Annotated in this window: 14 protein-coding genes; 5 read left to right on the top strand and 9 right to left on the bottom strand. The window is 69.0% G+C overall.

Translation table 11 applies throughout. The features are described 5' to 3' along the window. Window positions 1-17: 17 nt before the first annotated feature. The 4 genes from C454_RS06190 to C454_RS06205 all read left to right on the top strand — a co-directional run bounded on the left by C454_RS06190 (window position 18) and on the right by C454_RS06205 (window position 2,490). Window positions 18-254, top strand: coding sequence for a hypothetical protein (locus C454_RS06190; RefSeq protein WP_004973766.1), 237 nt, complete (start codon window positions 18-20; stop codon window positions 252-254). 60 nt (window positions 255-314) lie between these two features. Continuing rightward, window positions 315-731, top strand: coding sequence for an HIT family protein (locus C454_RS06195; protein WP_004973767.1), 417 nt, complete (start codon window positions 315-317; stop codon window positions 729-731). An 88-nt stretch (window positions 732-819) separates the two neighbouring features. Beyond that, on the top strand, window positions 820-1,635 hold the full coding sequence (locus tag C454_RS06200) for a DUF7847 domain-containing protein (protein ID WP_004973768.1): 816 nt from the start codon (window positions 820-822) through the stop codon (window positions 1,633-1,635). 108 nt (window positions 1,636-1,743) lie between these two features. Further along, window positions 1,744-2,490, top strand: coding sequence for a P-loop NTPase family protein (locus tag C454_RS06205; RefSeq protein WP_004973770.1), 747 nt, complete (start codon window positions 1,744-1,746; stop codon window positions 2,488-2,490). A gap of 102 nt (window positions 2,491-2,592) precedes the next feature. Here the strand turns inward: C454_RS06205 and C454_RS06210 are convergent, their stop codons facing one another. Further along, a complete protein-coding gene (locus tag C454_RS06210) occupies window positions 2,593-3,114 on the bottom strand; it encodes a DUF7858 family protein (RefSeq protein ID WP_004973771.1) in 522 nt (173 codons plus the stop codon). Between the two features lie 162 nt (window positions 3,115-3,276). On the opposite strand from C454_RS06210, the gene C454_RS06215 reads away from it, so the two are divergent. Continuing rightward, a complete protein-coding gene (locus C454_RS06215; protein WP_004973774.1) occupies window positions 3,277-4,143 on the top strand; it encodes a transcription initiation factor IIB in 867 nt (288 codons plus the stop codon). Between the two features lie 104 nt (window positions 4,144-4,247). On the opposite strand, the gene C454_RS06220 is transcribed toward C454_RS06215, so the two are convergent. The 8 genes from C454_RS06220 to C454_RS06255 form a co-directional block, all read right to left on the bottom strand. Continuing rightward, a complete protein-coding gene (locus C454_RS06220; RefSeq protein WP_004973776.1) occupies window positions 4,248-4,910 on the bottom strand; it encodes a P-loop NTPase in 663 nt (220 codons plus the stop codon). Next, complete coding sequence (locus C454_RS06225; RefSeq protein WP_004973779.1) at window positions 4,907-5,815, bottom strand: DUF7857 domain-containing protein; 909 nt, start codon at window positions 5,813-5,815, stop codon at window positions 4,907-4,909. Before C454_RS06225 ends, C454_RS06220 begins: the two co-directional genes overlap by 4 nt. 51 nt (window positions 5,816-5,866) lie before the next feature. After that, complete coding sequence (locus tag C454_RS06230) at window positions 5,867-6,832, bottom strand: DUF7856 family protein (protein ID WP_004973781.1); 966 nt, start codon at window positions 6,830-6,832, stop codon at window positions 5,867-5,869. Continuing rightward, the gene (locus C454_RS06235; protein ID WP_004973784.1) at window positions 6,829-7,167 is read right to left on the bottom strand and encodes a DUF7855 family protein; all 339 of its coding nucleotides are present in this window, start codon (window positions 7,165-7,167) and stop codon (window positions 6,829-6,831) included. The genes C454_RS06230 and C454_RS06235 overlap by 4 nt, the downstream gene beginning before the upstream one ends. A gap of 127 nt (window positions 7,168-7,294) precedes the next feature. After that, window positions 7,295-7,597: a DUF7854 family protein gene (locus C454_RS06240; protein WP_004973786.1), complete on the bottom strand. Its 303-nt coding sequence runs from the start codon at window positions 7,595-7,597 to the stop codon at window positions 7,295-7,297. 88 nt (window positions 7,598-7,685) lie between these two features. Beyond that, window positions 7,686-8,792, bottom strand: coding sequence for a hypothetical protein (locus C454_RS06245; protein ID WP_081605186.1), 1,107 nt, complete (start codon window positions 8,790-8,792; stop codon window positions 7,686-7,688). 140 nt (window positions 8,793-8,932) lie between these two features. Then, complete coding sequence (locus tag C454_RS06250; RefSeq protein ID WP_004973790.1) at window positions 8,933-11,041, bottom strand: minichromosome maintenance protein MCM; 2,109 nt, start codon at window positions 11,039-11,041, stop codon at window positions 8,933-8,935. A 120-nt stretch (window positions 11,042-11,161) separates the two neighbouring features. Continuing rightward, on the bottom strand, window positions 11,162-11,767 hold the full coding sequence (locus C454_RS06255; protein WP_004973794.1) for a hypothetical protein: 606 nt from the start codon (window positions 11,765-11,767) through the stop codon (window positions 11,162-11,164). Window positions 11,768-11,921 lie beyond the last annotated feature (154 nt).

Consider the following 11,921-nt stretch of genomic DNA (forward strand, 5'->3'; position numbering starts at 1 on the left):
ATTATTCGGTCACACCGATGCTCGGCGACCTCATCGCGGACCTGATTATCGACGTCGTTCTCCACCCGTTCGTGAAAGCGATGGACCCGTTCGTCGCCGGCGTCAAGAAGCGACTGGCGCGGATTCGGGCGCGGTTCGGCGGTGACGGAGGTGACAGAGGTGACGATGTCGGCGCGGCCGCCGACAGCGGGAACGCCGGAGTCGGCCGCGGATACGACGCCGCCGACCGCGAACGGTCCACCGAGCGGAACTGACGCGACCCGGACGCCGAACCGGTGCGAACTTTCTTTTTCCCGCCAATCGACGTGCCACGTATGTCCGACTGCATCTTCTGCGCCATCGTCGACGGCGACATCCCCGGCCGAATCGTCCACGAGACGGAACACTCGCTGGCGTTCCTCGACGCCAACCCGCTCGCGCCCGGCCACACGCTCGTCGTCCCGAAGGAGCATCACGCCCGCCTCGACGAGGTGCCGGCCGACGCGGCCGCCGACCTCTTCGCCGCCGTGAACGACCTCGTCCCGCGCGTCGAGGCGGCGGTCGACGCCGACGCGACGAACGTCGGCATCAACAACGGCCCCGCCGCCGGCCAGGAAGTCGACCACGTCCACGTCCACATCGTCCCGCGGTTCGAGGGCGACGGCGGCAGCCCCATCCACGCCGTCGCGGGCGAGCGACCCGACCTCTCCGACGAGGAACTCGCCGACATCGAGGCGGCCATCTCGGGCTGACGGAGCCGACCTCTCCTGCCGGCGCCGCGCTCACCAGCAAATCGTGTCGATGTAAAAACACATACGGCCGCCGCGAGTACCGGCTGTCGTGACAGTCGTCCAATCGTTTCGAACGGCCCTCCGAATCGTCACCGAGACGCCGGTGCTCGTCGCGTTCGCCCTCGCGTTCGGGCTCATCGGCGCGTTGAACAGCGCCTCCGGTCCGACCGGTGCCGTTGGCTCGCTCCTCCAACTCCTCGCTGTGCCGGCGCTCATCGGCGCGTTCTACACTGTCGCCGACGGCGCGCGACCCGGTTCCGACACCGACCTGCGCGCGACTACCGCGGCACAGCGCTACTACGTCAGCCTGTTCGGCGCGACGCTCCTCGCCGGCCTCGTCGTGGTCGTCGTCGCAATGGTCGTCGGCGGCAGCGTCCTCGGCTACATCGGGTTCGACCGATTCAACGCGGTGCTGAACGGCTCCGCGAGCCTCACGCTCGTCGAACTCGGGGCGCTCGGCGTGGCCGGCGTCGCCCTGATGGCCATCGTCTACGTCTTCACCTTCTTCGACACCGCCGTCGTCCTCGACGGGAAGACCGCGGGCGGGTCGCTCAGCCGCAGCGTCGACTTCGTCTTCGGCAACCTCCGGCACGTCGTCGGCTACGCGGTCGTCGCGACCGCCGTGACCTCGGTCGTCGACCTGCCGGTCCTCTGGCTCGTCACCCTCGACGGGGCGACCACCGTCACCGGCGCGGTGACGGCGTTCCAAGCGCCGATGCCGGCGGTCGATATCGCCGTCGTGGCCGTCGGCTCGACGGTCACCACGCTCGTCGGGCGAACTTACAAGGTCTGTTTCTACCGGGCCTGCACGGACGAGACGCCGGGTTCAGACCCCGAAGCGGCCGACGACGAGTGGTCGGTCTAGCCCCACCGCCGGCCGTCGAAATCACCTCTGCGAGCTGAATAGTGTCGTCCGGCGACACCAATACCGGCCGACCGAAGCTATTAATTCGAGAACCCGACCAGTCGCGGTATGCCGATTCCCCCCAGAACCACCGCGCTCGTCGGCGTTGCCGGCGGCGCGGGGACGACCCGACTGACGCTCGAACTCGCCGCGGCGCTCGCGACCGACGGTCGCGACGTGGCGGTCCTCGACGCGGCGTTCGCCACGCAGGGGCTCTCGGACTACGTCTCGGGAGCGCTCGACCCCGACGCGACGTCGCTCGTCACCGACGCGGCGGACGTGCCGCTGGAGTCGGGGCTGGTAGACTTCGAGACCGACGCCGAGGGACGCGTCGCCGTCTGCCCCGCCGCGGCCCCGTTCGAGCGACTCGCGCGGGCGATGACCCCCGATGCCGCACGGGCGTTCGAGGGTCGCATCGCCGAAGCCGCAGACAGCTTCGACCACGTGCTCGTCGACGCGCCGCTCCTCGCGTCGAATCAGACTGTCGCCGCCGCCGCGGCCTGCGACAGCGTCGCGCTCGTCGCGCCCGCCACGGACCGCGGTGCCGACGCCGTCGGTCGTCTCAGCGCCCGGGCCGCCGACATCGGCGCTGATATCGACGCGGTCGTCTCCACGCTCGGCGCGCTCGGCGACGCGGACGTGATTGTTCCCGAGACCGAGGCGAACGACATCGCCGACGCGCCGGCGTGCCGCGACGACGCCGACCTCGCGGCGGGCGTCGCCGCGGTCGCGGAGGTCCTCCTCGACGTGGAACTCGATTCGGTGACGGCCGCCGGCGGCGTGCTCACCTCGGTCGGCGAGTACGTCCGTCGCTGAATCGCGCGACGCGCCGAGCGAGTTTCGAGAGAGCAGACGGACGGCTGGTGAGCGCCGCCGCTCGCGAGCGTGAAAACGGGAGGTGGGGAGGCGTGTCCCGCGTCAGAACTGCATGTCGGTGACCGAGCTCATGGTCTCGGCCAGCGAGTCGCGCTTCGCGACGGCCGCGTCGGTGCGGTCGGTCAGCGCGCCCTCGACGGCTTCGACGAGGGGGTCGATGGGGTCGTGCGTCTCGACGTACGTCGCGAGTGCGAACTCCGACGGCTCGGCGCCGGTGAGCGCGAGCGCGTCGGCGCGCGAGATTCGTCCGTCGATCCAATCGCGGACGATGCGTCGCGCCTCGGGTGCGAGGGGAGTCACGCCCGCTTCGCCGCAACGGTGCAAGACTTTCGCCGCCGTGACCGGAGCGACGCCTGCGTCGCTCGCGCTCTCGCCGACTGACGTGCCCGACCCGTGTGCTTCGACAACCCGCTCCGCGGCCGCAGGCGCACAGGGGAGCGCGTCTGCGTGCGCCTCGAAGCGCTCGCGGAGGGAAACACCGGTGTCGTCGACAGTCGGAACGCAGCGCGAGCGCTGTTCAGTCGTCGTCGTCTCTAACGCGGCGGCGATATCCGACAGTCCCATCGCTCGGTGGTCCGCACCTATCAAGTAAAAGCGTTCCTAATCAGTATCAAAATTGAGTCTGAAACCCACCGGTTACCGGTAGGCTCTAGCGGCAGTAATCGGGGTTCTACCCCCGTTTCAACCCGTGTTTAAATACCCGTTCGAGACCGATTTTCAATTGTGATGAGCGAAGCACGTTCCCCCCAGGGTTGCCCCGAATGCGACGGACACCTCGGTTTCGAAGCCGGCGAGACGGTCTGTACCGACTGCGGCCTCGTCGTCTCGGAGTACCGCATCGACCACGGGCCCGAGTGGCGCTCGTTCGCCGACGACGACCGCAATCCCGCCCGCACCGGCGCGCCGCTCACCCGCTCGCGCCACGACCGCGGGCTGTCGACCGAAATCGGCCGCTCGACGCGTATCAAGGGCCGCAAGCGTCGGCAGTTCGCCCGCATGCGCCGCCAGCACAACCGCGCTCGCATCTCGACCAAGCGCGAGCGCAATCAGGTGTACGCCTTCACCGAGATTCGCCGCGTGACGAGCGCGCTGTCGCTGCCGAACCACATCCGCGACCAGGCGTGTTCGCTGTTCGAGTCCGCCCAGAACGAGGACCTCCTGCGCGGGCGCTCGCTCGAAGGGTTCGCCGCGGCCTGCGTCTACGCCGCCTGCCGCGTCGCCGGCGTCTCCCGGAGCGTCGAGGAAGTCTGCGACGTGTCGAAGGCCACCGAGGCGGAACACCAAGCGGCCTACGGCGCGCTCAACCGCGACCTCGGTCTCCCCGTCGCGCCCGCCGACCCGACCGAGTACCTGCCGCGGTTCGCGACCAAGCTCGACCTCGACAGCGACACCGAGCGCCGGGCGCGCGAGTACGTCGCCGAAGCCCGCGAGGAGGGCGTCGTTGGCGGCAAGAACCCCTGCGGCGTCGCCGCGGCGTGTCTCTACACCGCGGCTCGCGACCGCGGCGAGGACTGCACGCAGGCCGAGGCCGCCGACGTGGCCGACGTGACGCCCGTGACGCTCCGCAAGACGTACGTGGCGCTCCGCGAGTGAGCCGACGCCGACAGGCGACGGGACTCGCTAACTGAGACGACGGCGAGGAAGACGCGAGAATCGAACTGCGTCCGCACGAACGGACCGAAGACGAGACGACGTTTCTACCGACCGCTTACGCGAACCGCGTCCGCGAGTTCTCGAACGCGACTACTGGGAAGGCTCTTCGGCGACGACGCGACGACCGGCTCGAACCGCTCGACCGCCTCGGCCAGTCGAGAGTCCGCGGGGACCGCCGTCGCCGGCGCGCCGAGCACGTCGGCGAAGGCGTCGAGCGGCACCTCGTCGACGACGCGGTTGACCGCGACGGCGGCGAGCCCGCAGTCGAGTTCGCGCGCGAGTTCGCGGGTCCGCACCGCGTCGGCCAGCGCGTACCCCTTCGGGGACGCGACCACGAGGCAGGCGTCGGCGACGGTGAGCGGAACGCCGGCGTCGGCGCGCATCCCCGCGGGGCAGTCCACGACCACGTCGCCGTAGGCCGCTTCGACCGCGTGAAGCGCGTCGGCGAGGAGACGCACGTCGGCCGCCCGCGCGCCGGCGAGCGTCCGACCGCACGGCAGAATCGAGACCGGGCCGCCCGAGCGGACGGCTTCGAGCGGGTCCGCGCGCCCCGCGAGCACGTCGTGGAGGTCTGGGCCGGGCGCGTACGGGAGGTTCGCCATCCCGAGGTCGGCGTCGACGACGACCGCGCCCAGTTCCGCCGCGAGTTCGAACGACAGCGTCGACTTCCCGACGCCGCCCTTCCCGGAGACGACCGCGAGAATCACGCGAGCCTCCGAAGCGCGTCCACGTCGGGGTCGGCGTCGGCGGCGCGGTCCGCGAGCGCCGTCGCGCGCGCCGCGAGTCGGCGAAGACGCTCCCGGTCCGCGTCGAGCGAGTCGAGCGCGTCGATGCAGACATCGGCCTCCGAGAGCGTCGCCGCGGCGTCGGCGACCGACGCGCCGTCCAGTCGCTCGGCGAGGTCGATGCGACGCTCGAACGCCGCGAGCGACTCCAGCGACTCCGGCGGCTCCAGCGACTCCGGCGGCTCCGGCGGCTCCGACCCGAGCGACTGGTCAGTCCCGCGGCCGCGTTCCTCGGAAGTCCCGACCGCCGCCGACACGTCCGCGTCCGTGGGCTGTTCGGACGGTTTGGGACGTTCGGAGCGGGTCTGTGGTTCGGGGCTCGGAAGCGGCTCGCGGCGCTCGCCATCTGACGCGTCGCTCGTCGTGCTGGGCGTCGGTTCGGGCGTCTCCGACTCCCGCGTCGTCGGCGGCAGGTCAGAAGAGACGGGGACTGCATCGGCCGGCGGCCGCGCCGAACCGAGCGTTCGAACCGCATCGTCGGGCGTCGAATCGCTGGCTCGCTCCGCCTCGTCGGCGCGACCGAGCACGTCGATGCCGACCGCGTGTTCGGGGCGGGCGTCGAGGTCGGCGGTCGCGGTGTCGCGGGTGGCCGTCGACGACGGGGAGACGGCGTAGCCGAGCGCGACCGTCGAGCCCGCGGGGACGACGCCTTCGAACCCCTCGTCGTCCCAACCGGCTTCGGGAACGCCGGCGCGACGCGGCGGGAGCACCGACCCGTCGAGTCGGTTGCGAAGCCTGACGCGCCGGTCGACCGGCGCGTCGTTGTGGACTCGGACCGAGACGAGGGCGACGCCGTCGTCCACGGTCACGTCGATATCGGAGTGCATGGCGGGGCTGGCCGCCGCTTCGTATATAAATCAACGCCCGGTGTGGCTCGCTCACCCGTCGTTCGGCCGGCATCTGACGACCGGCGCGTCGAGCCAGTTCGCCGCGGCGTCGGCGTCCGAAACCCGGCCGCCCGAGATGACGACCGGGGCGGACAGGTCGGCGAGGCGGGCGGCGGCGAGCGCGCGTGCGACGGGGTCCGATTCGAAGTCGGCCACCGACGCGGGCGACTCCGCAGTCGCCATCAGCGATGGGGCCGCCGCGAGGCTCCGGAGCGCCGCCTCGAACGCATCGCCGAGTTCGGCCGCGAAGTACGCCCGCGCCTCTCGACGGCGGTTCTCGACCGCGTCTTCGAGTTTGAGTCGCGCCTCGCGGCTGTCTCGCTCGGTTCGGGCCGCCCGTTCGAGCGCCGAAAGCCGCTGTTCGGCCGCGACGCGTTCGGTTTCGACCTCGGAGAGTTCGGTCGCGACCGCCACGAGTTCCGATTGCGCCGTCTCGGTCGCCTCGTCGTCGCCGGCGTCTCGGTGAGCGTTCACCCGACCGCGAAGGGTTGCGACGCGCTCTCTGAGTCGGGACTCGTCCTCGCCGGCGGCGGCGACGCGGCGGCGGGCCTCGCGGAGCGCGGCCGCGGACGTGTCGACGGGTTCGCGCTCGTCCGCCTCCACATCCACCCCGTCGTCGCGGCGCTCGGCGAGTTTCGCTTCGAGTCGGTCGAGGTCGTCGGCGACGGGAGAGCGAAGCCCGCGGGACCGACCGACCGCCGCGAGGAGCCAGCCGCGGGACGGTGTCTGCTTCGAGACGGGAATCCGACCGAGGCGGTCGTACCCGGAACCCGGCGGCGGACAGTCGATTCGGAGCGCGCCGGTCCCGTCGTCCCCGTCATTCCCGTCGTCCCCGTCGCCCCCATCGTCCACCCGTATGGCAGCGACGACCTCGTCGGCACCGACGTCGAACGGTCCGTCGGCGAGGTCGATAGCCGGTCCTTCGCGGACGGTCCCGTCGAGGAGTCGAAGCCTCATAGCTCGCGGCGCTGCATCTCCGCGGCCGACGGGTGGTCGGTGCCCGAGGCGAACTTGCTGTACGGCGTCGCCGGGGACTCGCGGTCCTCGTAGGCGGCCGCGGCCTCGCGGACCGCGTCCGGGACCGCCGCGAACTCGTTGAACGGTTCGGTTCGCTCGATCTGCACGGCCTCGTCGTGTTTCTCCCGAAGCCGAAGCGCGAGGAAGGCGGCCAACTCCGTCTCGTCGAAGAGCGCGGCGCGACCCAGTCGACGGACCACGACCTCGTCGTGGGTCCGACAGATGTTCCGAAGCGTCGTCCGCGCCGCCTGCGAGTAAGTCACGACCAACAGCACGCACGCTCGGTCACGGAGTCGGGAGAAAAATCGTTCGACAGCGGCGCTCTCGCGTCAGTCGACTGTCACAGACAGGGAGACTACGGCGTCTCACCCGAGTTCGAATCTCCGCGCGACTCGTCTCGCCTCAGACGCGCTCGACCGAGAACGTCACGTCGTCGGCGTCGCCGGCCGCCTCGTCAAGGAGGTCTCTGACCCGCGTCCGCGCGTCGGCCTCGTCGGCGGCGAGGACGACGAGACCCTCCGCGCGGTCGTCGCCGACGGCCGTCCACGCGTCGAGCGTTCCGTCACCGGCGTCGTCTTCGAACTCCGTCGCGAACGTCCGGAGGACGGTCACGACGCGCCGCTCGGTGCTGGCGAGGTCCGCGTCGCCCGATTCGAGGTCGCGGATGGCGTCTTCGATGTTGCGGATGGCGGAGATTCGGTCCATCGGTCGTCTGTCCCGTCGCCGCACGCTCCACTAAGTTCGTCGGTTCCGCGCGGGTCGGTCGCAGACGGTCGCGAGTCGAACGGCCGTCTCAGGAGCGTTCGTCCGGTAGGTCCTCGAAGAAGTCGGCGACGAACGTGAAGTGCTCCGCCACGAGGTCGCAGTCCGCGAAGGCCTCTCGCGCCTCGCTTTCGAGGGCGGTCTGCTTTTCGGGGATGTCGTTGTCGCCCGCGGTCGCCGCCTCGTCGAGCACCTCGCTGGCCCGCGCCATCGCGTCGGTGAGGCAGGCGAACTCCTCGGAGCGGGAGGCGATTGCCGCCACGGGGTCGCGTTCCGAGACCCGCGCGTTCACGTCCTCGAATGCGCTCATCGCCCGGAAGAACGACCCGGTGGCGTCGCCGTAGCTCTCGCCGAGGTACTCGTCGAACCCGTCCTGTAATCGTCGAATCGCGTCGCGGAACGAGACGATGTCGTCGGCGAAGGCCTCGAACTGACCGATCTCCCGCTCGAAAAAGTCGACCTTCCGCCCGTAGTCCGCCGGTTCGAGGGCGGTGAGTTCGTCGAGGGCGTCGGCCTCCGACTCCTTCCGTAAGCTATTGAGCGTGTCTCGCGTCGGTTCGAGCGCCTCCGCTATCTGTTGGACCTGCGTGTCGATGCGGTTGAACTCCTCGCCGTACAGCCTGGAGACCGCGTTGTTGGTGCGGTAGAACGCCTGATTTGCGTTCTCGTGGGTCTTACCCGTCCACCAGAGGAACCAGAAGGCGCGTCGGAGACGCCCGAGACGCGCTCGCTGGGCGTCGGTCTTGTCGAGTTGGTCGAGCGTGTTGAAGTGGCCGCGCGCGAGGTATAGCGAGTCGGCGTCGTCCTCGAACGAGAACTGCGTCGTGGCGTTCAGGTCGTGGAAGCCGCCGTCTTCGCCCGCCACGGACGCGAAGTCATCGACCGCAGCGTCGAGGTCTTCCACGGCGAGGCCGAGGATTCGGTCCACTCTGTCCGGCTCTTCCGTGGTCGTCTCGGTCGTCGGCTCCTCCGTCGTCGTCGTCGGCTCCTCAGTCGTGGTCGTAGTCGGAGTTTCCGTCGCCGTCGGCGTGGCAGTCGTCGTCGTCGGCTCCTCCGTCGTCGTCTCCCCACCGTCCGCTGACGAACATCCCGCGAGGAAGAGTGCACCCGCGGTCGCCAGATACGCTCGACGATTCATACGTACTACATGACTTTCAGATTACATAGGAGTGTTGGTGCAAATAAACGACACGCGCTCGAGACTGTCCGCTCGCTAAGATAGTGTGGAAGTCGGTACAGTGCGGAGTTCGTGACAGTCGAGAAATCGAAGGCGGCCGCTCAGGTCGCGCGGTAGACGTCGCCGCGGGGCTCGTAGATGTCGCCTTTCATCTTGAGCTTGTCCAGCTGGTCGTTGACCGTCTTCTCGTCCATGTTCAGCTCGCTGTTGGCGCGTTCGAGGACCTCCTCGTGGGGCGCGCCCTCCTCGTACTCCTCCTGCATGGTGCGGATGAGTTCGAGCAGGTTCTTGATGCGGTCGCGCTGGGTCTTCGAGCGGCCGGTCTCGACGATGTCGGCGTCGAACTCGCCGGTTTCCGGGTCCATGCCGATGTCGCGCAGGCAGGACTCGACGATGCCCGTGACGCGCTCTGCGTCCTCGCGGGTCACCTTGTCCGAGAGGCGGACGCGAGCGGACGCCTCGCCGAGCCGGACGAGCGCTTCGAGCTTCCGGGCGGTCACGGGGACGGGCGCGTCCTCGTCGGCGCCGCGGGCGCGGAAGTCCACGTAGAAGTCGCGGATGACCTGCTTCGCCTCGTCGGTCATCGTCGGGTAGCAGGTGCGCTTCGAGTAGGCGATGTACTTGCGGAGGAGCTCCGCGTCGATGGTGGGCGCGACCTCGTCGGTGACGGCGTCGACCTGCTGTTCCGTGAACTCGGAGTTGGCGACGTTCGTCCGCTGGGTGTTCAGCTCGCCCGCGTAGTTGGTCTTGAGGATGTGGTCCGCGAGCTTGGAGTCCTCGTCGGGGTCGGGGTCGTCGGTGACCGTGAAGATGAGGTCGAACCGGGAGATGAGCGCGGGTTCGAGGTCGATCTGCTCGCCGATTGGCTCGTACTGGTCGAAGCGGCCGTACTTCGGGTTCGCCGCGCCGAGGAGCGAACACCGCGACTTCAGCGTCGCGTTGATGCCGGCCTTGGAGACCGAAATCTGCTGTTGTTCGAGCCCCTCGTGCATCGCGGAGCGGTCCTCGGGCCGCATCTTGTCCAGCTCGTCGACCGCCGCGATACCCTTGTCCGCGAGGACGAGCGCGCCGGCTTCGAGCGTCCACTGCTGGCCGTCGCCGAAGTCGTCGCGGACGGCGGCGGCGGTGAGACCCGCCGAGGACGAACCCTTGCCGGAGGTGTAGACCGACCGGGGAGCAATATGTCTAATGTATGACAACATCTGCGATTTGCCAGTTCCGGGGTCCCCTATCAGCAGCATGTGCAGGTCGCCGCGAATCCGCGACCCGTCGGGCAGGTGTTTCGTGACGCCCGAGAACAGTTGGAGAATCATGGCCATCTTCTCCTGCTCGTAGCCGTAGATGGCGGGCGCGACGGACTCGACCATCTTCTCGTAGATGGCCGGGTCGTTCGAGAGTTCGACGATTTCGGCCACGTCCTCGTCGGATATCTCCATGTCCTCGAACTCCTCGTCCTCGATGGTGAGCGAGATGCCCTCCATGTAGTAGTCGAAGACGGGCGTCTTCTCGTTGCCCGAGGTCTGCTGTTCGATGTGGAGGATGCCGACCGCGGTGACGTGGTCGCCGGCGGTGACTTTGCCGGTCACGTCGTCCGAGAGGTTGATGTCGATGCTCTGCGGCGTCTCGCCCCCGCGCAGGCCCTCGGGGGACTCCTGGACGCGCAGCTTCTGGGAGTCGATGAAGTTCGACTGGTCGAAGTCGATGCGGAACGGCCCCTGACGCTCGCATCCCTGACACTCGTGTGGTTCCTGAAAGCCGCCGTCGCCCTGCGGGATGTAGCTCATCGTCCCGCAGCGCTGGCACTCGAAGGCGGCCTCCGTGATTTTCGGGCGCACGTCGGTCGCCTTGCGGACGATTCCCTGCACCGAGATGAGCGTCCCGATGTGGTCGTCGTTGACCCGGATGTTCCGGATATCGACCGTCTCGGGGAGGTTGCGCATCCGGACGTGCGCCTGACCGAGCTTCACGTCCGCGGGGAGGTCGAACAGGCGCAGGGCCTCCTCGGCGTACTCCTGGAACTGGCCGGGCTTCGTGATGTAGTCGTCGGCGAGCTCCGCGTCGAACCGATAGAGGTCGTCGTAATCGATGTACAGCGACCGCTTTTCCTTCGGATACTGCTGTGCGAGTTTTCCGATCTCCTCTCGATAGTAGTTGCGGTAGAACTCGATGAACCGCTCCGTCAGGTCTCGGTTCTGGGGGGCCTGCGCCATCGCACAAGGGTATGTCCCCAATCGGTTAAGAACCTTCGTCGTTCGGCCGACCCTCCGTCGTCCCGACGGGTCGGCCGTGCACCGAGACTCGCGCGGCCCGAGGGGTCACAGCGGCCGCCGCTACAGCGACACGTCGGTCTCGATGTCCTCGGTCGCCTCGCGGAGTCCGTCGCGGCGGGCGTCCTCGGCCATCCGGTTCGAGAGGTCGTCGTCGGTCAACAGCTCCGCGAAGTCGTCGCGGAAGCGGTAGTTGGCCCGGCTCGAGCGGATGTCGGCCTCGGCGGCGGGGCGGCACTCGGCGACGACTTCGACGGGCACGTCGAGCGTCTCGGCGATGGTCTCGTCGTCCGCGCCGTCGACGAGCAGGTTGTCGAAGCGGTCGGCGTCGAACGGGAACTCGCGGTCGGCGTCGCGGACGAGGTGGAGGTCGAACCGGGCGGTGCGAATCGCCTCGGGCGACGCGTCGAGTTCGACCGCGAGGTCGGCGTCCGCGTCGCCGTCGAAGTAGCCGACGACGAGCGCGACGAGCGCGTCGTCGTCGAAGTCGGTGTCGAACGCGTAGCGCTCGCGCATCGTCGCCACGGTGTCGCGGACGCGCTCGCGGACCGCTTCGGGGTCGTCCACGTCGGCGAGCGACCCGCGCGACTCGGACTGCTGTTCGGTCACGGTGTCCGACCCAGTCGCCTCGATGAAGATGTCGCGAAGCTCGGCGGTCTTTTCGTCCATACCCGGAGAATGGCACGCCCAGCGTCTTTAATGATGCTGACCCGGGAGCCGCCGAGCGCCGGGAGGCGACTCGAATCGGCCGACGAGACCGAGGGCCGACCCCGTCCACGCACTCTGTAAACCGATAAGTTAAACAGGGTTTACGAGACAGCGA

The sequence above is a fragment of the Haloferax gibbonsii ATCC 33959 genome, assembly GCF_000336775.1.
In the GTDB taxonomy this organism is placed as follows: Archaea; Halobacteriota; Halobacteria; order Halobacteriales; family Haloferacaceae; genus Haloferax; species Haloferax gibbonsii.